This window comes from Parabacteroides sp. AM58-2XD (assembly GCF_003463685.1).
In the GTDB taxonomy this organism is placed as follows: Bacteria; Bacteroidota; Bacteroidia; order Bacteroidales; family Tannerellaceae; genus Parabacteroides; species Parabacteroides segnis.
Genome location: NZ_QSDP01000031.1, coordinates 20101 through 44388 on the forward strand (window position 1 = coordinate 20101; position 24288 = coordinate 44388).

Consider the following 24288-nt stretch of genomic DNA (forward strand, 5'->3'; position numbering starts at 1 on the left):
CTTATTCCGATTTAATCTTAAAGAAAATACAATAGGTAACCGGAAGCACGAAGATGGTCAGGATGGTTGAAACAAACAAACCTCCCATGATCGTTGCGGCCATACCTGCAAACATCGCGTCGCCCAGCAACGGAAGCATACCCAGAATCGTTGTACCCGAGGCCATCGTAACAGGCACGATACGTGTCTTGGTTGCCTCGATAACAGCATTGACAGGAGCCAGTCCGTTATCCATTTGCAAACCAATCTCATCGACGAGCACAATCGCATTCTTAATATTCATACCGATCAGTCCCAACAATCCCAGCATCGCAAAGAAGTCGAGCGACTTGCCGAATACCAGTAATCCTAGTACCACACCGATGAAGATCAACGGAAGCATAGCCATAATCAACACCGGTTTACGGTAATATTTCGGGAAAAGGAACAACAGGGTAACATAGATCAGACCGAACATCAACGGAATATTGGCGGCAATCGCTTTGTTACCTTTATCCTGTTCGCTTTGTTCTCCGAAATAAGTCATCTTATAACCTTCAGGAACCTGTATTTGTTTTTGAGCTTCTGTCCAAAGATGGCTGAAAGCAGCCATGGTGTTAGCGCCGCGTTTCGGCTCACATTGCATCATCATGTATGGCTGACGGTTGTAACGTCTCACTACATTATATTCATAATCGAGAGAGAAATCGTCGATAACCTGTTCAACTTTGACGGAACGTCCTTTGGCACTGTAAACCGGCAATGTTCTAATATCGTTCAGGTTCATAGAATCCCTGTCGGCATCCTTCATCAGGATAGGCATGAAGACATCGCCTTCACGATATTCGCCTAATGGTACACCGTTTGTTGCCGAACGAAGGGAATAAGCAACCTGCTGGCGGGTAATACCCAGGCGCAGACCTTTTTCCTGTGAGTACATCGGTTTCCATACCGGTACTTTATTCCCCCAACTGTCACGCACTTCCATCACCTGGTCGTACTGGCGGGCAATCTCTTTGACTTGTTCCGTTAAAGCGACCAGTGTATCCACATTGTCGCCGATAAAACCGATCTCGATAGCGGCATCTGGTACCGGAGACAAGGCAAACAAGGCTGAACGGGTCAAGATATCAGGATAGTTAGCCACCATATAGTCATAGAATTTACCTTCTTCCGCCTGTGCATCCTCCGCCTTTTTAGTTTCAATCAGCACATTGGCAAAGTTGGGTTTCGGACCTACCGACGAACTTGCCAGGTAATAGCGGACCGGTGAACCTCCCAGGGTAAATGAATATGACTTGATATTCTCGTTCTTACTCAGGTAATCTTCAATCAGCTTAACATTCTTCTCCACGTCGTAAATACTGTACCCTTCAGGGAAGATCAGGTCGGCACGGAAATAAGGTTTGTTCATGATCGGGAAGAAACTCTGCGGCATGATACTCATAATAAATAAGGAGAGGAATAATGTCGCAATCACGGAAGTAATAGTTATCCATCTGCGTTTGATCAGACGACCCAGCACTCCTTCGAATTTATGATACAGTTTCGTATCGTACGGATCCTTCGACTCGCCCGGTTTAGCCTCTTTCAGGATAAAGTTACCGAAAGTTGTTGTCTGAGTCAATGCCAGTATCCAACTTAAACCTAATGAAACAGCCAATACGATAAACAACGGTTTAACGATTTCGGCTACTGAAGCCGGAGCCAGATACATCGGCAGGAATGAACAGACAGCGATAAAGGTAGCCCCCAGCAATGCCCATTGCGGTTTGGTCGCCCCATCGATCAGGGCCTGATAACGGGACAATCCCCGCTTGATACCCACCTGCGCATTGTCGGTTACAACTATCGCATTATCCACCAGCATACCCATTGCAATGATAAAGGCAGCCAGCGAAGTACGGTTCAGTCCGACGCCCCAGATCAGCATAAGCAATAAAGTACCGCCCACTGAGAAGAGCAGCGAACTACCCACCAGCATACCGGCACGTGATCCCATCACCAGGAAGATCACCACGATTACAATCAACAACGATTCGATCAGGTTCAGGATAAAACCATTGTTCGCTTCATCTGCTATCTTGTTTTCCGGATAGATCGTTTTCAGGTCCATTCCGACAGGGAACAATTGTTCCATCTCCTGGAGGTGGGCAGCTACATCATTACCGACAGCCACCACGTCATCTTTAGCACCTGTTGCAACTCCGATACCAATAGCACGTTTGCCATCCACACGCATCAGATTGGAAGGAGGATCCATATAACCTCGTTCCACAATAGCAATATCTCCTAAACGGACTTCACTACCGCTTTTGGTTACGATCAACTGGTCGCGGATATCCTGGATATTCTTATAGGTTCCTTCCGCCCGGACACGCAACTGGTAGTTACCCGTATTGATATCTCCGGTATTTACCAGCAGGTTTTGCGTTTGCAACACTTGCTGTATCGAGTTCGGGTCGATACCGAGGTTTGCTAGTTTAGGAACTGAAATCCTTACATTAATAACTTGTGTCTGTTCACCAAACAGATATACTTTCTGAACACCGGGAACGGGAGACAATTCCGTCTTGATCTTCTGGGCCCAGTCACGCAATTCATCATAGGTATAACCATCATCCGCACTCAAAGCGTAATAGATACCAAACACGTCTCCAAAATCATCGCTGACTGAGATGGAAGAAGCACCACTCGGCAAGCGGGGCTCTATATTCGCCACTTTACGGCGAAGTTCATCCCACTTAACAGGCATGTTATCAGGGTCGAGTGTCGGCTGAAGTTCAATCGAAATCTTTGACATACCGAAATAAGATTCAGACTTGATCTGAAGCACGTCAGACATAGATTGAATCTCACGTTCGATTGGCTCGGTGACCAGTTTTTCTACCTCGAAAGGAGTCGCACCCGGATATTGTGTAACAAGCACAGCCTGCTTGATCACAAAGGGAGCATCTTCCTTCTTCGGCAATTTAAAGAAAGAGTATATACCACCTATCAGCATAACAGCCAGGAAGAAGTATATAATCTTCGTATTCTCTAAGGAATATTTTGGAATATTCATTGCTTATCCTCTTAATCTGTTAATACTTTTACTTGTTGTCCGTCGACAAGGCGGGTTACTCCGGCAGTAACGATCTGTTCTCCGGCTTTCAAACCTTCGGTTACGACAACACCGTCTTTGCCGACCAGTTCTTTTTCCGTAATCTTACGACGTTCCACTTTCGAGGTTTGCGGGTTATAGACGAACACATATTTATTACCGCTGTTCGGTTCGTCGGCAACGATAGCAGACAGCGGAATCAACACGGCCCCTTCATTGAAACTCTTGCTCTCTATGTTCAGGATTACACGACAGGAGAAACCTACGGCTACCTTATATTTGTTCAGATTAAATTCGGGATCATCAATATAAAGGAATACCGGTACGCCAGAACCATCGGGCGAGGCTTCCACATATTCTTTTACTTTCGCTTTGAAACGGGTTCCTTTGTAATTGTCAAACTCTACAAAGATGCTGTAGGGAGTGGAGAAGTAAGTGATATTCGTTTCAGGCATTGTAAACTGCACCTGCAATTTGTTCGGGTTTATCAGGCAGACAATACCTTGTCCCATCTGTACCTTCTGATAGTTCTCTACATATTTCTTTTGGATGAAGCCATCGAAAGGAGCACGCAGCTTAGTCTGCTCCAAGGTATTCTGTGAGTTTTCGAATGCTGCCTGCGCATTGGAATAAGCAGCCTTTGTCGATTCATACTCCTGTTGAGAGATTGCCTGTTTAGCCAGAAGTCTTTCTGCACGCTGCAACTGTGCCTGTGCTGTCTGGAAAGAAGCCTTTTTGGCTTCATAATCCCATTTGAAATCCTGTGGGTCTATTTCGGCTACGATTTGCCCTGTACGTACTTTCTGTCCTTCTTCGACATTTAATGAAATCAGCGGACCGGACATCTTAAAAGCCAGGTCACTAAATTGATCAGGCGATACAACACCGCTAAATGATTTTTCTACCATATCCAAAGATGTCACTTCTTCCAGCTTCACCGGACGAGGGCCCTGTTCCTTTACCGGAGGCTGGCTACATGACATCAATGCTGTCAATACAAAAACGGGAATCAATTTACCATTCATGATAACAACTTGATTTAGTTATTTAGTTACTTATTATAATTATATATACTTGTATGCAGTCATATAAAACTATGCGTTAAATCATAGTTATACAACACTCATTTTCCACTAATTGTTCTAATTGCGCCGCTCCTTCGGAACCGAACGGCTGCTACTTACATTTGCTTGTCTTACTTCTATATTGCTCGTACAAACTACTAGTGTCAAAAGGACCAACTGTCCCAATCTATTTTTGCTTCCATTACCCTTTCCTGTTCATCGGGAACAGCCGGAAAGAAATCAATTCCTGTTACTTTTTCCACACTATCAACAGGTATCACCATTGACTTCAAAGAAGTTTTTTTATAATCCTTATTTTCCAAAATGAACGCAATTGCTTTATATTCACTTCCCGAAACGTAACAAATCACTTTGTAAAACGCGTCAGGAACACCTACTTGATTCTTTCCCATCCGTTTCATATTGTCCGTAATTACAGGACCGGTAGCAATCAGCAAAGATCCGTAATCTTTCGCCCATAGACGGCTCTGCTCTTCCAGTTCTTTCCAGATACCCCGGTTCAGCGCCGGTTTCTGCGGACAGATATTACTGAAATAAAATGATTCACGCATTGCCTTTGCCGACCACTTCATGTCACCGGCAGGAGCCATATGACCACGGTCGTAACCTGTGCGGGTATAATCTTCATTTGTTGCTGTCGCACCTTTTACCATCGGGTCCGGTACGAATTTATTAGAACGTTCCGTCTTTTTGCTTTTCGCCTCTTCGGCAGTCAGCTCGTAAGCTACCCAGTTTGCAATCTTATAATCTGAATTGTAGGATACGGTATACCCTTCGTGACGGATCACTTGCTCGGAACGTTTAGCCTTCAATTTAGGGATTTCGGCATTTGCCGGAACTTTAAAAGTAGTTGTTTTCGGACGAGGGGGAACAATGGCAGGCTTTTTATCTGCCGGTTTTTCCTTTACTGGGTCAGCAGGCTGCTTCTTCTGTTCTACCGCCACAGGCTTCTTGCCGGAAGTAGGATAGAAATAGTTAAACACATATAACAGGCCGATAAAACAGATAACCACTAAGGCCGCAAGAACAAATATACGCCTGATTACAGAAACCAAAGATGCCCCCTGATTCTTCTTTTTCCGCGATTTTGCTTTGCCTTTTCTTTTTGCCATTGATTAATAATCGTTTATTCTCCGCCGCAAAAGTAGATAATGTGAGATTATTAAACAATATATAAACCTTAAATATATTCGTCAGAATTAATACAAAAAGTGCCCCGATTAAAAGGGGCACTTTAAATTATATGTTCCGGAGCCTATCTGCTGTATCTTTCCTTTCGGCGAAACAACCTCTGCACTCGTCTGTTCCGGAACTTGTATTTCCATTAATATAGTACGTCCTGACTTGCGTAATTTCACTTTTATATCCCCGTAATGGGTAGGTACTGATGCCGAAGCTTCCGTCAAAGTCCCCATCTGAGGTTTTATGCGGAATGTACGGAAACCGGGAGATGTCGGTTCAATTCCACACACTTTCTGGCTCAGCAACGTCAGCGGTCCTCCGCTCCAGGCATGGTTGATCGTTCCTCCTCCGAAACCTTCAGCACCGACTCCCCAACCCTCAAATAAGGTGGTATAATCCTTATAGCTTAACATACCGGCATACCGGTCACGCATCCTCTGCAAGGCAACCTCCGGGGCATTCATCTGAAAAAGTGCTTCCAATACATACTTTTCCATATAAGGACTGGCATGATATTCTTTTTTCAAGACCTTCAGTATGGCAGGATACTTGTCTTTTGCCGCCAGACCGGATAAAACGGCCATAGCCTGCGAACGGTCGTCATCCTTGCCATGATAACCAGGAGAACGATATGCAGTGCCGGTCCAGAATTTTGTATTAAAACATTTCTCAATACTATACATCATACGGGTGATCTCTTCCGCATCTGCTTTCTTTCCCAGTTGAAGTGCAAACTCCTTTTCTGCTTTCAGTGCCAGATAATACCAGCAGTTCGTCAATACCCCCATATCGATCTGTTCGCCCCAGTCACCCCAACTCCATTCGCCACTGCGTTCGATGGGCAAGCCACTCTTATCGACCTGCCATGTTTCATGCAGATAACGATGCAGACGGTCATAAATAACCGGAATAAATGTACTGTCTCCGCTATAATAATACTGTGTATGGAAACCATACCAACCCACCGAAGCCAGCATCTGCAAAGGCAACTCCTTCGACCAGTTACCGGCAGGAACAGGAGCAAACAATGAGCCGTCGGCACGCTGCCAGTTCATCAGTTCATAAATACCTTTAACGGCCAGCTTATGAGAAGAAGGAGAAAGTGCATAGAAAGCCTCTCCCAACTCGTTCACCTCATCTCCCCACCATTGAGCACGTTCGCGTTCGGGACAATCCATATAATTGTCACGCATCGTTATATATAATGTTCTCGCAGAACGTTTCCAAAGTTCGTTCAGGAAAGGATCGTTACATTGAAACGATCCGGCAAACTCTGTATCATAGCCGGTTTCACGATACTTAACTTCCAGTACTTTTACTCCTTCGGGAAGAATATACCACATCTCATGACCGCTCATCCAGCCGTAACTTTCATACTCCTGTATGCCGTTGCGGGTAACATATTCGGCACGGACATTTTCCGGTCCTCCACCCCGATAATTATCCGTCTGCATATGAATTGTCGCACCTTCCGCCGACTCCACTTTCAGATAGGGTGTAAACTGGCAGTTGTAAGGTAAACGGCAGAACAGGGTATCTCCTCTCTCCGACCGGCGGACACCCGGATACTCCTTTAAACCGAAATCCTTAAAGAGCGGAATAGGACGTTCAACCAGGTTTCCCAAAGGCGCTTTACCGACCACTGAAGCGATCTCGGCACCGGGAAACGTATTCTTATAACCAGGCTGGTTCCATCCTTCCAATGTTCTGCGGGCATCAAAACGGATATTGCTTTCCGACAAGCGATAGTTCGGATAAGGAGCACCGGTATTCTGATAAGCATCATATACCCTACAACTCCAGCTTTTATCGGATACAATCTCTATGCCGGGAGCAATCGCCTCAAACAGCAAGGCTGCCAGTCCACTGTTCACATGGCTGAATCCGTTCTTGCCAAAATGCCATACCAGAACAGCGATCGTATTTTCCCCCGACGTAAGGTAAGGAGCAATCTCTACCGAATCGTAATAAGTATCATAAGGAGAAGGACCACGTTTCAAGCCTCCTTCAAACACCACCATCCGGCCGTTAATCCATAACCAATATTTACTGTCGGCTGCAATATGTGCGGTCAGTGTCCGGGGAACTTCAGCCAAAGTTACCGTTTTACGATAGGCCAGCCAGGTATTGCTCGCACTCTGGCATTGTTCCGTATTTATCCAGTTTGCTTTCCAGTCCGTTTTCGTTTTAGCTTCTGCCGAAGCCAAAAATCCGGCGCATACACACAGTAAGAGATACTTTTTCATAATACGATCGCTTTTACAGGTTATCAATTTTATTTAATTCTCCAGATATACTTTCACACCGTCCGGAGCCTTTACTTCGCTTTTCACCTTACCGTCCGCTCCTTTCTCGTGACGGATCGTTATTACACCCTGCGGAGTCGGGAAAGTACCTTCCACCCATTTTAAATCGCCCAGATGCGGGGTGATACGGACTGCACGGCATCCCGGCTCCACCACCTGAACACCCAAGACGTATTCACTCAGCCATGATGTCGGACCGGAAGCCCAGCCATGACACAAACTATGACGGAAACCTTTATAGCAATAATCACCATAATCACCGTGAATATCCTTTTTCCCTTCAGGCACAAGTTCGTCGATACGTGCCGCATTCGGAAGCCAGTCCATATTGAAATCTTCCCAGAACGTAGTAGCACCCAGGTCGATCATCGCTCCCCAATACTGGCGGATCACATCGATCGCTCCCTGATAATTTCCGGCAGCAGCCATTGCACGCAACATATAATATCCGTAGAAAGTAGAGAATCCACGTGCCCCGCCTACTGACAGATATTTACTGTTTGCCTCTTCCGGTTTCATCAAACCAGCCAGGGCCAATAAAGCCGCACCCTGTTTTGAGCCCGGAGCATCCGGTGCTATTTTTGATTTCAACAAAGGCTTGATCACCTTCGGAGCCGCCTTTTCCATTTTCTTCGCCGTTTCACGACATTGGGATGCCAGCACATCGTCACCAAGTGTTGTACATAATTCATCGCCTGCCCTCATGGCCATCAGAACCAGCGATTGCAGACCGGCATCGATCGCCACCTGATTCTCACTTGACGGCCAGTCCATGAAACGCCATCCATCCAGTTTCTCACGTCCGTCTGCATCCACTTTAGAAATCAGAAGACGCAGAAGGTCGCTCATATAAGTTTGCTGTTCTTTCAGGTAAGCCACATCTCCATGATGATAATACCAGTCACGCTGGATCAGCAACCACCAGATCGAATAGGCACTGATACCATTCATCCAAGCGGGAAGAGGCGTTACATCACGGATCAGGTCAAGGCTCTTTGGAACGACTTCGTTATAACCGAAAACAGTATTTACGGTCATCACTTCCGGATGCATATCACCCAACCAAACCAAACGATCACGCTTAATACCGTCCCAGAGATATTCCTGCATATTCAAATGAACCGTATATGCACCAGTCTGCCAGATTTTATTCAGCCGTTCGTCGCTACTCCGGAAAGAACCTTTGTACGGAATATCACGGAATGTAGAAATAGCACGGATTTCTTTCAAGGAAACTTCCGTAGAATCGCTCATCAGGTCTATACGGGCAAAACGGAAACCGGAATTACCGACTTCCAACACACCCAACCAGGGCAATGTGACAACAAAATCACGTATTGCATGGTCATTACTGGCCCCGTTCTTCCCTTCAATTTCACACATGGCTTCACTGACAGATTCTCCGAAACGGACACGCATCTTTATAGGGCTTTTATTGGAAAAAGCACCGGTCACAATCTGAATGCCTCCCTGAAGTTCTTTCCCGAAATCAAACAAAAGGGCCGGATGCTCTTCTGACGTACTGGTCATCTTGCAAAGGGCACGATCTGTTAATTCTGCCTGTCCGTTACCCGGCAGGAGCAGTTTATCGCCATTTTTTATCAATTCGCTATGTTGTTGCCAGACAATACGCGTCGGGGAAAGATATTCGCGTACCCGGCTGTCGCGTTGCTGGGCCAGTACCGGCAGGGAACATAAAAGAGTAAGAAGTATAAGTATCTTTTTCATGGTATTATCAATAATGAATCAATTTGCTTCTATGGACAGGTTTAGTTTTTATCAGGTTTGATTGTTGCATCGTCGGTAGGGGCGGTACAAGATAAATATCAACCCTTTCTACCTTGTTGCACCCCTACAGGGTGCCTCAAAAAGAAAAGGATTCAAGGGAACCCAGGGTTCTAACCCTGGGCTAATTTGTTACAGGCCTACAGCCTAAAGACACCGTCACTAACTGGCTCATCCTATAATTAGCAGATAGCTCAAAACTTTCTAATTCTGAACCTCTCACACGCTACAGGAACTACAACCCAAAAGCAGGAACCAGATCATCCAACTGTTGGTCGGTCATTCCTGCCGGTTCATAGCCGGCCATGCGGGCACTCAGATAGATTTGAGCAGATTTTGCCAAGGTGTCGATTGCGTCAAAACATTCGATCAGATCTTCGCCGACTGCCAGAATTCCATGTTTTTCCCAAAATACAACATCATGTTTTTCCAGTTGTTTGATCGTAGCATGTGCCAGTTCGATCGTTCCCGGTATTTCATAAGGGACAATACCGACGCCTTTCGGTACGATGATACGGCATTCGGGGATCATGCCCCATAACGTCCGGGTGATTACCTGCGAATCGAGGAATGGTTTACAATGCGTCATACCGATCAGTTCTGTCGGATGCGTATGCAAAACGACCTTGTTATCACGTCCCAAGGAACGGAGATAATTGTGCATCATCAGGTGAGACGGCAGTTCGGATGTCGGGGCGACAGGTTGTTCGGCAATGATCTCATAGCTTTTTCCGTCCGGTGCTATCCGGATCAGCGAACCATTTGCGAACGGGTCCTGTGCGACATACCGCATCCGTTTGCCTGTCCCGGTCACATAAAATACATGTCCTCCAAGGGCGGTCATTGCTTCCTGCAACTGAATAGCAGGAGCAAGTGCCGGCAATGCCATTTCTTCCGGTGTCAATAAACCGGTCAGATTAACAGATATATTTCCTCCATTTCTTTCGGCCCATCCTTTTGTCCAGAGATAGCCTGCCACCTCAGCGATACGGCCAATTTCAGCCATCAAAAGGCTGTTGTTTCCAATTGTTGTCATTTTTTTTCTATATTAATTGCTTCGGGTATTCCCGAAAAGTCATCTATAAACTCGGTAACAGCAATGAGAATATCAGTATTCCCATACCGGTAATTAATACGATAATCGTTTTTCTGCTAACACCTTTCCATTCATTCAATATGATTCCCCAAACATTACTGAATATGACATTCAGCGACATCAGGATACTCCACGAAAAGGCAAGCATTACCGGAGAGTCAGAAAAATAACTCTTTCCCATGCCCAAGCCGAAGAACTGTGAATACCAAAGTACTCCTGCCAGCGCACAAAATAAAACATTATTCAATAATATCTTACCCGGAACGGAGAAATAATCTTTCCCTGTTTTATTTTTTATATTCTGGAAGATACAATAGACTGCATTCGTCAGGAAGCCACCCATTGTTACCAACAAGATCACCGGATTTAAGGCAAATAAATCGCTTGCACCGGAGGCCTTCGCTTTTTCCAGTATCGGAGTTCCGGATTCAAGGCCCAGATTAAAACAGGCACTCATCACACCCGCCAACAATGCAACCAGCAAACCTTTCGTCAGGCAAAGTCTTTCACAGCCGCTTTCTTTTCCTCGTCCGTCATGTTGCGGGCACGCAGACTACCGGCATAACCGATCACTGCGATACCAGCCAACGTTACGCAAACCCCCAGTAGAAGGATCAGTCCGTCGCCATGAAACAAATCCGTCCCCCCGAATACTGCCGGAAAAAGCGTACCGAATCCGGCACAGGTACCAAGAGCGATACTCTGCCCCAGGGCTATTCCCAGATAACGCATGCTAAGACCGAATGTCAGACCTCCCACGCCCCACAGCATTCCGTAGATTACAGCGCCGATACTTCCACCGGCACTCCAGAGTTCAGTCAGGCTATTTCCTTCCGGTATAGCGAGTTGTGCGCCCAGATAAGGGAAAACGAGCCAGGCAAAAATACCCTGGATCAGCCAGAAGCTCTCCCAACTCCAGTTTTTCACCTTATTGATCGGCACGTAGGAACTGCTTTGCCCCAGACTGCCGATGGCGATAATCAGTAAGCCTATCAGTATATTCATTTGCGCTTGCTTGTTACTTCCGCTTCATATTTTTCTATTTCTGCAATGTAATCTTCCCCAACAGGAACATTATTTTTCAAACAGTACATATCCCATACGGCAGTCCACGGAAGGCTTTTCAATTCTTCCTGTAATGCCAGGCGCTGGAACAGTTTATCTTCCGATTCATATTGCTGCAAAGTAGCAGACGGTTCAAGCAAGGCTTGCAGGAATGCTTTCAGTGTGGCACGGCAACCGATCACATAAGCTCCTATGCGGTTGATCGTAGCATCAAAATAATCCAGTCCGATATGTACACGATCCAATGCATTGCAACGGATGATCTCACGGGAAAGGTCCAGCAGGTCATCGCTCAATACAACCACATGGTCACTGTCCCAACGGATCGGACGGCTCACGTGAAGCATGATTTCAGGAGTGAACAACAGCATGGAAGATATCTTATCGGCAATGCTTTCCGTCAGATGGAAATGTCCGGTATCCAGCGTTACGATTTTGTTATTCTTAGCCCCATATCCCAAATAAAAATCGTAAGAACCGACCGTATAGCTTTCCAGTCCGATACCGAACAATTTAGCTTCGATGCAATCTTTCATGTTCTTATACTCCATTGCAAAGATTTCGTCCAGCGAATCTTTCAGCAGCTGGCGGTATTTGATGCGGCTTGCCGGCACTTCCTTGGAACCATCATGTATCCAGAGGTTCATCATACAGGGATCGTTCTGGTAAACACCCATCGCTTCACTGATCGCACGGCAGCGTTTCGTATGTTCGATCCAGAAGTTACGGATCGAATCATCCGGATTAGCCAACGTCAGGTTTCCGCTTTTAGGATGCGAGAAAGAAGTGGAGTTGAAATCGAGTTTCATATTGTTCTCTTTCCCCCACTCCATCCAACTTTGGAAATGGGCAGGTTCCACTTCATCACGGTCCACTTTCTTTCCTCCGAAATCGCCATAGATTTCATGCAGGTTCAAGCGGTGAGTTCCCGGGATAAAAGAGTTTGCCGTCAGGATATCGGCGCGAACTTCATCTATATTACGCGCTTTGCCCGGATAATTACCGGTCACCTGTATGCCGCCCGAAAGCGAACCGTCCGGATTCTCGAATCCCGTCACGTCATCTGCCTGCCAGCAATGGAGTGAAAGACTGATTTTCTGCAACTTTTCAAGTACACTGTTTACATCAACGTTTACAGCAGCAAAACGTTCGGCTGCCAGATCAAATGCTTCTTTTACTTTCTTTTCAGTATTCATGGTATGCTTTTTAATTTGTTATTATATATATTCTGAATTATACCCAACCGGACCAAAAATGCAGGAGGTCGTGGGTGTAGGCCCCGCCATCCGGGTAACCTAACCCCATCCGACCATTACATGTATGTTGACATGCCTGCTACTACACTGGTCTTTATTTTTTCTTAATTATTACCGTTTTACAACCTGTAAATACCGGTCGTAAACATCTTTCCAAACAGTCTCATCCTGCGGCAGGAATGTTTCGGTCTGAATAGAATCTGCTATCAACTGCCGCATTTCCCAACGGGTGGAGACGATACCGGCAAACCGTGCCTGTACCATACCGTTCCCGATCGCCGTTGCTTCCGATGGGCCGGCAATCACCGGCATGCCGATCGCATTCGCCGTAAACTGATTCAGCAGGTTATTTTTCGAACCTCCGCCGATCACATGCAACCGATCGATCCGGAAAGGTGCCATTCCCTTCAACATCCGGATCACCTCATTATAACGAAGCGCAAGACTCTCGAAGATGCAACGGATAAAATCGGCATCCGTTTCAGGAACAGACTGTCCTGTTTCCTCACAATAACCGGCAATAGCCTTTGTCATACACGTCGGATTAGCAAAACGGGGATCGTCCGGATCGACGAAGCGTACAAAGGGAACAGCCTGCCCGGCCAGCTCCACGATTTCAGAATAAGCATAAGCACGCCCGGCCTTCTCCCACTCTTTCCGGCATTGTTCCAATAACCACATGCCGGTAATATTTTTCAGGAAGCGGGTTGTTCCCTCGATACCACCTTCGTTTGTAAAGTTATTCTTATAGGATTCTTCCGTTATGATCGGTTGTTCCGTTTCAATCCCCATCAAGCTCCAGGTCCCGCTACTCAGATAAGCAAAATGCTCATCCCTGGCCGGAACAGCTGCTACGGCAGAAGCCGTATCATGCCCGGCTACAGCAATAACAGGTATCTTGCCAATGCCGGTTTCCTCCGCCAAGGCATCCGTCAGTTCCCCGACAAGCGTTCCCGGCATCACCACCTGCCGCACGATAGACGGCGAAACTCCTGCCGCCTCCAGCAAGGATGGTTCAAATTGTTTCGTAACAGGATTAAGCAACTGGGATGTGGAAGCATCCGTATATTCACACACCTTCTTGCCCGTTAACAGATAAGACAATAGGTCAGGAATGAAAAGTATTTCTTCAGCATTTTTCAAAGGTGCAAAATCCTCCTTCCGGGCACGGAACAGCTGAAAGAGACTATTAAAGTTCATAAACTGGATACCGGTCAGCCGGTAGACTTCTTCACGCGGCACCAGGCGGAAATATTCCTCCAATGCACCTTCCGTATACGGATCGCGGTACGCCCTGGGCAACCCCAGTAAAGAACCATCCGAAGCCAGATAACCGAAATCGACTCCCCAGGTATCGATGCCGATCGAATCGACCGGGATATCTTCCCGGGCACAAAGGGAAAGACTTTTCTTCAGTTCCTCATACAGATTATATATGTTCCAATAATATTTCCCGTGCAATTCCAACAGGTTATTAGGGAAGCGGTGAAGTTCCCACATTTCAAATTTGCCATTCATTAATGACACCAAAACGGCTCTCCCGCTTGTGGCTCCTATGTCAAATGCTAAAAAGTTATGTTTCTTCATGCCTGCAACAAAGTTATTTGTTTTACAGAAGCAAAAGTAAAAGGTTATTTACTATCTTTGCTTACGAAAATGATTTTAAACCTTTCAATTCTGACATGAATAAACACGCAAATAATCAAATACGCTACCTGACTATCGGAGCGTCTGATGAAGACTGGGGGATTACGGTCACCACGATCGGATACCAATTCATTCCACCCCAAAGTCAATATCCGTTATCCGGTCATCCGGACAGTTATAACTTCAAACCGCAGACAGGACGTATCCTGAAGGAATACCAGCTTGTCTATATAACGAAAGGAAGCGGCTACTTCTCTTCCCAATCCTGCAAACAGCAAAAGATAGAAGCCGGCACCATGATCCTGCTTTTTCCGGGAGAATGGCACAGTTACTATCCGGACAAAGAGACCGGATGGGATGAATATTGGGTAGGATTCCGTGGAATACATATCGACAAACGAGTGGAAAAACGTTTCTTCACGAAAGAAGAACCGCTTCACAGAATCGGTTTAAGTGCTACTATTGTAGGATTATATGAAGATATATTAAAGTTTGCCATGCAGGAAAAATCCGGATACCAGCAGATGATATCCAGTATCGTCCTTCATATAATGGGTACTGTTTATTATAAGAAAAAGAATGGCGCTTTTACTAATACATATGTAGTAGACAAAATCAACGAGGCCCGTATTCTGATGAAAGAGCAGGTAGAAAACCCCGTGTCGCCGGAAGAGATCGCCTCGCAACTGGGACTGGGATACTCCTGGTTCCGCCGTATGTTCAAAGAATATACCGGCGTGTCTCCCGCTCAATACCAGTTACAACAAAAACTATTGAGGGCAAAAGAACTCCTGACAGGAAGTAACCTGAACATATCGGAGATTGCTTACAGCCTGAAGTTTGAAAATGCCGGCCAATTCTCGACCTTCTTTAAAAAGAAAGAGGGCGTTACGCCCTCCGAGTTCAGGGAAAGAGCACATTAATACGGTTGTTGACGATTGGACAGAAAACACCAAGAAGCAATTTACTCACTGAAACAGGAAACGAATAATATGAATACAATGGAGACAAACATCCTATTGACCCCCGAACAAATTCCTCCCTCCTACTGCCGTTGCTTCCAAAGCGACTGCCCGAAGGCGGACAGTTGCGCCCGTTTTCTCGCAGGGAAGTACCTCCCCGAGGCTGGGTGACAGGGCCTGCCGTCTATCCCACGGCCCGTCAAGGCGTCACCTGCGTATGCTATAAGCAGACACGTATTATCCACGCCGCCTACGGTTTCCGTGCCCTCTTTGCCGAGGTGAAGAAGAAAGACGATACGCCTCTGCGCGACCGTATCAAGACGTATTTAGGTGGAAACACCACCTACTACCGCTACCACAATGGCGAACGCCTTCTCACACCTGAGCAACAGGAATGGATCATCAACCTCTTCCGCCGGCACGGCTATACAGACGAGTTGCGCTTCGACGAGTATCGCGACCTCTACGATTTTATCCTTACCTGATTACCACGGCGTGGTAGCGTCTCTTCCACGGATTGGAAGCCACACTACTACGCCTTGGAAGCGAGACTACCAAAGTGCGGCAGGCTAGTTGGTAAAAGCGAAAAGGGATACATTATACATACTGGTTTGTATTTTAGTTGTATTTCACTTCCATCCCCCGGACTTCGTCGTTTATGACGCCATTGTCATACACCAACTGCCCGTTGACAAAGGTCTGGCTGACACTATGATGGAAAGTAGTCCCTTCAAAAGGTGCCCATCCGCATTTATATACTATATTTTCGGGAGCCACCGTCCAGTTCTTCTCCGGATCGACAAGGACCAGGTCGGCATAATAACCCGGACGGATATAACCGCGCCGGTCGATATGGAACAGGTCTGCCGGCATATGCGCCATCTTTTCCACCACTTTTTCATACGTGAAGCAACCTTCTGCCACCATCTCCAGCATGGCAACCAGCGAATGCTGAATCAACGGACCACCCGAAGCCGCTTTCAAACAACTGCCCTCTTTCTCTGATAACAAATGCGGAGCATGGTCGGTCGCTACGATATCTATCGTATTATCGTTAACGGCATTGCGCAAAGCGATGCGGTCTTCCAACGTCTTGATAGACGGATTCCATTTGATTCGGTTACCGAACTTAGCGTAATCGCCGTCATGGAACCAAAGGTGATGCACACACACCTCGCCGGTGATCTTCTTCTCGCTCAAAGGAATCTCATTACTCAGCAATGTCAGTTCTTTGGCAGTAGACAAATGCAGGATATGCAAACGTGAATTCAGGCGGGTAGCCAGTTCGACAGCTTCAGATGAAGAGGCATAACATGCTTCCTCGCTTCTGATCTTGCTATGGAAAGATATGTCGAGATCTTCGCCGTACAATCCTGTATAATAAGCGATATTACGTTTGATCACTTCTTCCTTTTCCGCATGGATGGCGATCAGCATATCCGCTTCACCGAAGATACGCTCCAGGCTCTCCTTCTTATCCACCAGCATGTTGCCTGTAGAAGAACCGAGGAACAGCTTCAAGCCCGGCACACGGCTACGATCCAGCTTACGGATCTCGTCCATATTATCATTCGTTCCGCCGAAGAAAAAAGAGTAGTTGGCGACAGATGTTTCCGCTCCGCGCTGCAACTTCCATTCCAGATCGGCTATTGTGGTAGTCTGAGGCTTGGTATTCGGCATATCCATAAAAGAGGTGACACCGCCAGCTACGGCCGCACGGCTTTCACTAGCGATGTCTCCTTTATGTGTCAGGCCCGGTTCACGGAAATGTACCTGATCGTCGATTGCTCCCGGTAACAGGAGCTTTCCTTCAGCATCAATAACTTGTACATTGGAGGCGGTTTCGGGAACAACTTCCTCGAACACCTCTGCTATTTTATCTCCATCAATAAGGACCGAGCCTTTAAACATACGGCCTTCATTCACTATGCGAGCGTTTTTTATCAGAATCTTATTCATATACCTTGTATTTTATTTGTTACAAATGTACATGATTCTATTCAAAAACAACGCAGGCAGGAGCGGTTATTCGTAAGAATAGGCCTGTATTTCCACCGGTCCGATCAAACCGGACGATTGCAGAGGCGAATCTGCATTCCAGGGATTCACGTTTGTCCAGGTGCCGCGTTCCTTCTCAGGTAACGAAGCGTCACCGATCAGGCGGTTCCTCCAGTTATTCACGACTTCCACTTCGATCAGGTTCTCCCCTTTACGTAGGAAGTCTCCAACCGGCAGGCGGTAAGGGGTTGTCCATACGCCGCCAACATACTGTCCGTTGATCTTTACTTTTGCCATTACCATCACCTTGCCCAGATCCAGATAAAGCGCTTTCTGAGGCAGTTCATCCAAGGTGATCCGGTTGGTATAGATTGCTTTTCCTGAGAAATAGCGGATGGACGGGTCTGTATTTTCTGTCCAGTCCTGCAATGCCGGGAAGGTTACAGTTTCTTCCGGTCCTCTTTTCCCTTTTTCAAAATCGACCTGCCAGGGAGAGCTAACGGTTGCCAAAACCTCTTTAACCGGATAATTCCGGGCGGTTGTTTTCGACGGCGTGCCTTTTTTACGGAAGATAATAAAGGAACTTTCAAAGCCTTCGAGACGAACCGGTACGGTGGTTACTCCGTCGGCACAAGTGAACTCCGGCAAAAGGCGTATCTCTGCTGTCAGCGGATTCCACAGTTCCGGTAATTTTCCGGCTACACGGAAAGACGGATTTATATCAACCGGGTTTTCACTTTGATTCGATATAAAATAAATATCACCTTCATCCGTAGCACGGTGGATAAACAAAACAGGCGTACCGGAATTAACACGCATATCCGGTTTTACGTTCAAGGCTTCCAATACCGGTTGCAGGGAAGTCGCCGGCATAAACAGACGGCCTTTACCTATTGTCCGTACAGATTCTGTCTGGTCGCCCCAAAGCTCGGAAGCTAGAGCCTGCACTTTCTGATCGGCAGCCGGATAATCACTCAGACTCGGAGAATATTTCGGAGCAGGCCCTATCACACAGGCACCAGCCTGTAACAGTTCCTTTATCTTCTGCAAAATTTCCGGACGCATAGTTTCCAGTTGGGGTAATACCAGCAAACGATATTTCATTCCGCTAGGTAAAACAATCCGGCCGTCTTCCACCGATGCCCGCTGCAACAAAACTTCCCCATTAATATAATCGAAGGAATAGCCGGCAGGAAGTTCAGGCGTACAGATACCGGTCATCTTCGGAGCATCCTCACCGATAAAGTAAGCCACATCTGCCACATAATCGCCGCGTTGCAACATGAAGTTACATCTTTTCAGATAGCCGGTAAAGACATCCATCTGGCTGAACCAGGTATTCTTCCGGTTAAATTCATTACCGAACCAGGCATCCAGCCCCGGTTCGCGGTCTTCAAACGGCTGGTGGATATATACATGCAGTAAAGAACTGTTTATCCCTTCGGTAAAGAAACGGTCCCCACGCTGCTTCATCTGATACGGATAGCGGCCGAAAGCAGGTCCACCGCTTGTAAACGACTCGGCCCAGACACGTCTCTTGCCATAAATATGCCCGCAGGAAGAAGCCGCCCTGTTCTCGATATCCCCCAGGGAACCTTCGCTCCAAAACTCGCCGGCTATCTCATCGGACTGGCCGCCATATTGCAGGAACTCGCCGGGGAATCCCCAATGACCGTAATTTTCCAGCCAAGTTGTCAATCCGTGTTGATGACAAACATCACGCAAGCCACCTACATAATCGTAAGAAACACGGTCGGCTATCAAACGGCGCAAATCCCACAGGAAGCGATCTGAAATATCAGGATTGCCGACCACTGTACCTTCCAGAACCGGAAGATACGGAACGGGATCATATCCGTAACGTTCCTTAAATACGCTGATCATATCGTCGGTCCAGTTCTGTCCTCCGGTTTCATAGCTATCCTGGACAACAACCTTAAATGTTTTACGGTCTGCCTCCGGAATGCGTTTCAGTATATCACCGATAAAGGCATCAAAATGGAAAGCGACATGTTTCTTGCTCATTTTATCGATCTCAGGTCCTGTAGCTTCAGGAGCAGCCGGCGAGTTGGTTACACCTGTCGGCAACATCGCCATCCGGCGGATCACCCACTTACCTTCGGGCACTTCCCAATCCAACACACCGTTCTTTGAAAATTCAGTCACGTTCTTTATCGCATCCGGCGAAACCATCAAAGAGGTATCACTAACGGCAGGCTGTTTTTCCCAGAGATAGTCATCCCACATAGGGAGCGGGGTCTGGAACATCTTAGCCAGCGATTTCTCCGGGTAGCGTTCCATCATGGGAGAAGATGTAAGAGTTACATTTCCGGCAGCCTCTCCTTCTTCAGACATTTCCAGGCGGAACTGTGAAGCGGAAGTCTCCGGAAGGGAAATAACGACCGGCGCATAAGGGACAAAGCCTACATTCAGTGCCGGGTTACTACGGTCGATCACGAATTGTCTCAGCAATTCTTCTTTTCCTCCTTTTTTCACCCACAGCTTGGCGGTCGTTTTAAAAGGTGTATTTACCCGGTAAATCAGTGTGCGGACAGTTGCTTCCTTATCAAAGACCAGAACGGAAGAGGACGATTGCCCTGACTTCTTATTTATCGCCCAGCTTTTTTCCGCCACCGGTTTATCAGATGCCGGATAGGCAATAACGCAGACGTCCTGTTCATCTTTTCCAACGGAAGGCAGCGTCAGTTGCATACGTCCCGGTCCGGCGACAATCGTATCTGAAGAGGCCAGATAACGCATAGCCTGTGAACTTTTCACCCACGGACCGCCGGACTGGCTCCATCCCGGACTGTTGAATATTCCGATTTCTATATTCAGTTCCGTGGCTTTCTTCAAAGCGGCATGCAGCACTTCCCACCATTCGGAACTCAGCAGTTTATTATCGCCGTAAGGGATGCCATCGATACCGATATTCCCGATAAACGCACGATTAATACCAGCCACTTTCATGGCTTCCAGGTCACGTACCACCCCTTCTTTCGATATATTATCAGAAATCCAGTACCAATAAACACCAGTCTGTACACTATCGGGTATTGAACGGAAGCCTTGCTCGATACTGGCAAAGGATGGATGATTTGCAGACGTCTCTGTCTTATTACATGACAAAAGACCTAAACAAACAAGAATACATAAAGAGAATAAGTGTGTTATTTTCGCCATAATACATGAATTAAGCAATTACATTGATCTTATATGCAAGCAAAAATACTGTTTATATTCTCCTCTATTACTTATAATAATGACAATATACTTCTCAATTCTGATAAATTCCGAACCATCCCTTACCTCAATTTCAATACTCCTAAAGAAGACGGTATATGGAAGTCCGGATTGGCGGCATCGGGGATGATCCAGGACGACCAGATCACCTGTTCCTCTTGCGGCCCGTAATAATCGGCACGGTATACACCGAAACGTATCTCGCCGTCCGGTGAGATCACGCCCATTTCTTCCAGGCTCTTCAAGGGGATGGAGCCTTCCACGATATAGGTGTCTTTGCCGGTATGTGTTCCCTGTTTCAGCCCTTTAAAGTTCCAGTCGAAATCGAACTGGCGACGGAAATCGACTTTACCAACGGCGCGCTGATAACCGGGGTAACGGAAACAGACTGGCCGGAAGCCTGGTTGGCAGGAACCATTATCTTCAAATCGTAGTCATTGATCGTTAAAGACAAGGACGTTTGTGTATGTGTCGGATCGCTTGCCTCTATACGGAGTTTCCCGTTTCCCGGAGAAAGCATATAGATACCCGGTGTCTGTACCGCCAGTGTTATATCATCCGACAGGCGGATGGTTCCCTTCTGATATGCAGTGACATAGAAACGGTTGCCGGCTGCTACGGCCTGCATGGCCTCGTCATTGCGAAGCACCCGGATACCATCCGTCCGGAAAGTGGCTGTACGGTCTGCCGAAGAGGCCGGCAGTATCAGGTATTGGTAAGTGGCGGGAACCTCTTTCGGATGGCGGATATATAAAGAGATCACCTCTCCTTCCACCGTTTGCGGTATATATGAACCCATAAAGTCGGACCAGCGGCCGGAACGTTTTTCTGAGATCGCCACACAGTTTTCTGGTTGCATCAGGATATAACCGGTACTGTCATGATAGAAACGCGGAGCCTTCCCGGTAATCGTAACGGTTCCGTTGACAGGATTCCAACAGTTATTTTCCCAATAAGCCAGTTCCCCCTGTTTCATACGCTGGTCAATCGATGTCGCCAGGTTCAGCGTACTGTCGGTCTGAATTCCTGCCCCGAGGCATAACACAAAATCGTCCGTGATAACCCACGACTTGCAGGCATGTGCTCCGTCACGGTTCAGGATCATAGCGGTCATACCTGTACTGCCATCCGTTACACCACCGACAAAAGTCGTTTCATTACGGACATGCGCCCCGTAAGTACGGGGAGAAGGGATAGGCGCATCGCTTTCATACGAAGTAATACCCGGGACCTTGCGCCAGTCCCAGAACGGGAACACATTCAGATATTCATCGCCGTTACGGTATATATAAGTAGCGCCGTCACCCATATAAAAGCCTTTCAGGTTATCTTCATTTACTAACTCAGTACCGATCACCCGCTTGGAAGCCATCTTGACAGAGGCCATCCACCCCGGTGCGCGATGGATAGTCTGGTCTGAATCCCAGAAATGTTTCTGTCCGGAAAAGGCTGTCCTCTGCGCAGGTTGGGGAGGGAAATTGTCATTCAGAAAATCATCCATCTTCTGCACATCGGCCGGTGTGCTGCCCTTCTTCAGTGAGCTGGCGGCATATCCTATCGCCAACGCTTTATGAAAAGGGCATTATGAAACAATTGCCGGTCGAGGGCATTCACATCCATATAGCCACGCCAGATAATCCAGCGATAGCCTCCGTTAATAAATTATTCAGGATAGATTGCTGTTCGGCATTCAAAGCAAAGGAAGTTCCAGCAAACAATCCCGAATAGAAACTCATCTCACCGAGATAAGCCAGCCCGTAGTTGCCGAACTGCTGTTGCGGCCCGTGCTGGTGGAAGCTCCAGTCGCTTTTAATACCTTCCTCACGCCCGGTGGTTATTTCAGAGATGATTGTATCGCGGGCAGCCTTTACCAAGGCATAATCGTCTGTCAGCAAGCCTTTGACAAGTACGTTTCCTGCCAGCCAGACTTTATTCTGCCCCGTCATGCCGAAACGGGCGTTATCCATTACTTTCACAGCTTCTTTGAGTTCGTCGGGTGTCATCTGCATACGGAGCAGCAGGAAAGCCGGCCCGAACGTTTTCGGGATACCGATCTCGTTATACCACCAGTTCATGCAAACAGGTTTCGTGCGGAACCAATAACCGAGCGCCTGATGAATAACCGTAGAGAAGCGGGGCGACCAGGTACACGAAGGCCCTTCGGCATGATAGAGTTTTGCCAACTCCAGTATACGGTCGGCATGCTTCTTGGCATCCCATCCGGAGCGTTTGGTATCTGTATAGTTGATATCCGGCCAGGAACCGTCTTCACTTATACTCTCCATATATCCTTTGATCTTCTCCATATTGAAAGGATACCGTTGATGCAGTTCCACAACGACCTGGTCAGACATTTCCGTCTCAGGCGGGATACCGGACAATATACGGTTGAGTAAATCCGATTCATCATTGGAACTGATCAAGGTCCCGATATAGTTCTGACGGATCTGCTCCAGTTCGTCCTGCCGTGTTTGCGAGAACACACGCACGGGTAAAAACAAGAATGCGGCTAACAAGAATGTGTTTGTAAGAAGCTTCATGATATTGAATTTAGTACTGAAAGCAACAAATTTACCATAATTAATCCTGACAAGTATAATAATGGCGAAAAAAAATTGTAACGAATCCGTCTTCTATTACCAGTGACCTAATTCAATACACCCGGGAGATTGCTTTGTTTATGCGGTAGAGATTGCGATCAGGCAGGCAACAAAAAAACAGGCATGTAACCGGAATTACATGCCCTATAAATAAAACTACCTTTAATGTCCTGATAAATAAGAAGCGGATAACACCAACTATCCCCTTTATTTCTTCTGCGGATACTTGCGGAACAAACTCCACCACTTCAGTTTAAGCACGCCGAACAACGCTTCCCCGAATATGGAAGAGTTCATCTTGGATGTTCCCAATACGCGGTTAATAAAGATAATAGGCACTTCCACCAGTTTGAAACCACATTTATACGCCGTAAACTTCATCTCTATCTGGAAAGCATATCCCTTGAAATGAATATGATCGAGATCGATCGCCTCAAGCACCTCGCGACGGTAGCATTTGAAACCGGCAGTCGTATCCTGTACTTTCATCCCGGTAACGAAACGGACATAGACAGATGCGTAATATGACATCAATACACGTCCCAGCGGCCAGTTCACCACATTCACGCCATTGCTGTAACGCGAACCGATAGCCACATCTCCCCCCTGCTCCGTGCAGGCGGCATATAACTTCGGAAGATCATTCGGATTATGACTGAAATCGGCATCCATTTCGAAGACAAAGTCGTACTTATGTTCGATCGCCCATTTGAAACCGCAAATGTAGGCAGTTCCCAACCCTAACTTGCCTTTCCTTTCTACCATGAAAAGACGTTCAGGAAATTCACTCTGTAATCGCTTTACAATATCCGCTGTTCCATCAGGCGAGCCATCATCTATAATCAAAATATGAAACTCCTTTTCCAACCCAAATACCGCACGGATAATATTCTCAATATTCTCTTTCTCGTTGTAGGTCGGAATAATAACAATACTGTCTGACATATACTTCTTTTATTAATTGACAGTTGACAAGTAACA

The 24288-nt window shown here is 46.8% G+C and carries 17 protein-coding genes and 1 pseudogene; 3 read left to right on the forward strand and 15 right to left on the reverse strand.

Annotation, left to right across the window (positions count from 1 at the left end; translation table 11 throughout):
* Position 1 precedes the first annotated feature (1 nt).
* From DXA15_RS09625 to DXA15_RS09665, 9 genes and pseudogenes are all read right to left on the reverse strand, one after another.
* Positions 2–3043 carry an efflux RND transporter permease subunit gene (locus tag DXA15_RS09625; protein ID WP_122328995.1) on the reverse strand — a complete coding sequence of 1014 codons (3042 nt, stop codon included), beginning with the start codon at positions 3041–3043 and terminating at the stop codon, positions 2–4.
* Positions 3044–3054: 11 nt separating this feature from the next.
* A complete protein-coding gene (locus tag DXA15_RS09630) occupies positions 3055–4107 on the reverse strand; it encodes an efflux RND transporter periplasmic adaptor subunit (RefSeq protein WP_010802885.1) in 1053 nt (350 codons plus the stop codon).
* 203 nt (positions 4108–4310) lie between these two features.
* The gene (locus DXA15_RS09635; RefSeq protein ID WP_122328996.1) at positions 4311–5279 is read right to left on the reverse strand and encodes a DNA/RNA non-specific endonuclease; all 969 of its coding nucleotides are present in this window, start codon (positions 5277–5279) and stop codon (positions 4311–4313) included.
* 108 nt (positions 5280–5387) lie between these two features.
* The gene (locus DXA15_RS09640; RefSeq protein ID WP_128133895.1) at positions 5388–7595 is read right to left on the reverse strand and encodes an alpha-L-rhamnosidase C-terminal domain-containing protein; all 2208 of its coding nucleotides are present in this window, start codon (positions 7593–7595) and stop codon (positions 5388–5390) included.
* A gap of 33 nt (positions 7596–7628) precedes the next feature.
* On the reverse strand, positions 7629–9383 hold the full coding sequence (locus DXA15_RS09645; RefSeq protein WP_128133896.1) for an alpha-L-rhamnosidase C-terminal domain-containing protein: 1755 nt from the start codon (positions 9381–9383) through the stop codon (positions 7629–7631).
* Between the two features lie 292 nt (positions 9384–9675).
* Positions 9676–10476, reverse strand: coding sequence for a rhamnulose-1-phosphate aldolase (rhaD, locus tag DXA15_RS09650; protein WP_046147271.1), 801 nt, complete (start codon positions 10474–10476; stop codon positions 9676–9678).
* A gap of 43 nt (positions 10477–10519) precedes the next feature.
* Positions 10520–11541, reverse strand: a pseudogene (gene rhaT, locus DXA15_RS09655) (L-rhamnose/proton symporter RhaT).
* The gene (locus tag DXA15_RS09660) at positions 11538–12797 is read right to left on the reverse strand and encodes an L-rhamnose isomerase (protein ID WP_128133897.1); all 1260 of its coding nucleotides are present in this window, start codon (positions 12795–12797) and stop codon (positions 11538–11540) included. The pseudogene rhaT and the gene DXA15_RS09660 overlap by 4 nt, the downstream one beginning before the upstream one ends.
* A 171-nt stretch (positions 12798–12968) precedes the next feature.
* Positions 12969–14444 (reverse strand): rhamnulokinase family protein, encoded by a 1476-nt coding sequence (locus tag DXA15_RS09665; RefSeq protein ID WP_128133898.1) that lies wholly within the window; start codon positions 14442–14444, stop codon positions 12969–12971.
* 95 nt (positions 14445–14539) lie between these two features.
* Here DXA15_RS09665 and DXA15_RS09670 point away from each other — a divergent pair, with 95 nt between their 5' ends.
* The 3 genes from DXA15_RS09670 (at position 14540) to DXA15_RS09675 (ending at position 15951) form a co-directional block, all read left to right on the forward strand.
* Entirely contained in the window at positions 14540–15427 is an 888-nt protein-coding gene (locus DXA15_RS09670) for an AraC family transcriptional regulator (protein WP_007656161.1), read from the forward strand.
* Between the two features lie 78 nt (positions 15428–15505).
* The gene (locus DXA15_RS27940; RefSeq protein ID WP_369683057.1) at positions 15506–15637 is read left to right on the forward strand and encodes a DUF6078 family protein; all 132 of its coding nucleotides are present in this window, start codon (positions 15506–15508) and stop codon (positions 15635–15637) included.
* Positions 15634–15951, forward strand: coding sequence for a DUF6078 family protein (locus DXA15_RS09675; RefSeq protein ID WP_369683056.1), 318 nt, complete (start codon positions 15634–15636; stop codon positions 15949–15951). The genes DXA15_RS27940 and DXA15_RS09675 overlap by 4 nt, the downstream gene beginning before the upstream one ends.
* A gap of 133 nt (positions 15952–16084) precedes the next feature.
* Here the strand turns inward: DXA15_RS09675 and DXA15_RS09680 are convergent, their stop codons facing one another.
* The 6 genes from DXA15_RS09680 to DXA15_RS09695 all read right to left on the reverse strand — a co-directional run bounded on the left by DXA15_RS09680 (position 16085) and on the right by DXA15_RS09695 (position 24252).
* Positions 16085–17425 carry a dihydroorotase gene (locus DXA15_RS09680; RefSeq protein WP_128133899.1) on the reverse strand — a complete coding sequence of 447 codons (1341 nt, stop codon included), beginning with the start codon at positions 17423–17425 and terminating at the stop codon, positions 16085–16087.
* Positions 17426–17491: 66 nt separating this feature from the next.
* Positions 17492–20647 (reverse strand): glycosyl hydrolase, encoded by a 3156-nt coding sequence (locus DXA15_RS09685; RefSeq protein WP_128133900.1) that lies wholly within the window; start codon positions 20645–20647, stop codon positions 17492–17494.
* A gap of 122 nt (positions 20648–20769) precedes the next feature.
* Positions 20770–20970, reverse strand: coding sequence for a hypothetical protein (locus DXA15_RS26215; protein WP_233567077.1), 201 nt, complete (start codon positions 20968–20970; stop codon positions 20770–20772).
* Between the two features lie 35 nt (positions 20971–21005).
* The gene (locus DXA15_RS26220) at positions 21006–22271 is read right to left on the reverse strand and encodes a polysaccharide lyase family 8 super-sandwich domain-containing protein (RefSeq protein ID WP_233567078.1); all 1266 of its coding nucleotides are present in this window, start codon (positions 22269–22271) and stop codon (positions 21006–21008) included.
* Positions 22272–22317: 46 nt separating this feature from the next.
* The gene (locus DXA15_RS26225; RefSeq protein ID WP_233567082.1) at positions 22318–23247 is read right to left on the reverse strand and encodes a hypothetical protein; all 930 of its coding nucleotides are present in this window, start codon (positions 23245–23247) and stop codon (positions 22318–22320) included.
* Between the two features lie 267 nt (positions 23248–23514).
* Positions 23515–24252, reverse strand: a complete 738-nt coding sequence (locus DXA15_RS09695) for a polyprenol monophosphomannose synthase (RefSeq protein ID WP_007656150.1) — start codon at positions 24250–24252, stop codon at positions 23515–23517.
* Positions 24253–24288: the final 36 nt, after the last annotated feature.

Excerpts from the sequence above, each read along its gene's own strand:
- DXA15_RS09660 (WP_128133897.1), bottom strand. The coding sequence starts at position 12,797 with ATGAATACTGAAAAGAAAGTAAAAGAAGCATTTGATCTGGCAGCCGAA.
- rhaD (WP_046147271.1), bottom strand. The coding sequence starts at position 10,476 with ATGACAACAATTGGAAACAACAGCCTTTTGATGGCTGAAATTGGCCGT.
- DXA15_RS09645 (WP_128133896.1), bottom strand. The coding sequence starts at position 9,383 with ATGAAAAAGATACTTATACTTCTTACTCTTTTATGTTCCCTGCCGGTA.
- DXA15_RS09630 (WP_010802885.1), bottom strand. The coding sequence starts at position 4,107 with ATGAATGGTAAATTGATTCCCGTTTTTGTATTGACAGCATTGATGTCA.
- DXA15_RS27940 (WP_369683057.1), top strand. The coding sequence starts at position 15,506 with ATGGAGACAAACATCCTATTGACCCCCGAACAAATTCCTCCCTCCTAC.
- DXA15_RS09680 (WP_128133899.1), bottom strand. The coding sequence starts at position 17,425 with ATGAATAAGATTCTGATAAAAAACGCTCGCATAGTGAATGAAGGCCGT.
- DXA15_RS09665 (WP_128133898.1), bottom strand. The coding sequence starts at position 14,444 with ATGAAGAAACATAACTTTTTAGCATTTGACATAGGAGCCACAAGCGGG.
- DXA15_RS09635 (WP_122328996.1), bottom strand. The coding sequence starts at position 5,279 with ATGGCAAAAAGAAAAGGCAAAGCAAAATCGCGGAAAAAGAAGAATCAG.
- DXA15_RS26225 (WP_233567082.1), bottom strand. The coding sequence starts at position 23,247 with ATGAAGCTTCTTACAAACACATTCTTGTTAGCCGCATTCTTGTTTTTA.
- DXA15_RS09695 (WP_007656150.1), bottom strand. The coding sequence starts at position 24,252 with ATGTCAGACAGTATTGTTATTATTCCGACCTACAACGAGAAAGAGAAT.
- DXA15_RS09625 (WP_122328995.1), bottom strand. The coding sequence starts at position 3,043 with ATGAATATTCCAAAATATTCCTTAGAGAATACGAAGATTATATACTTC.
- DXA15_RS09685 (WP_128133900.1), bottom strand. The coding sequence starts at position 20,647 with ATGGCGAAAATAACACACTTATTCTCTTTATGTATTCTTGTTTGTTTA.
- DXA15_RS09640 (WP_128133895.1), bottom strand. The coding sequence starts at position 7,595 with ATGAAAAAGTATCTCTTACTGTGTGTATGCGCCGGATTTTTGGCTTCG.
- DXA15_RS09670 (WP_007656161.1), top strand. The coding sequence starts at position 14,540 with ATGAATAAACACGCAAATAATCAAATACGCTACCTGACTATCGGAGCG.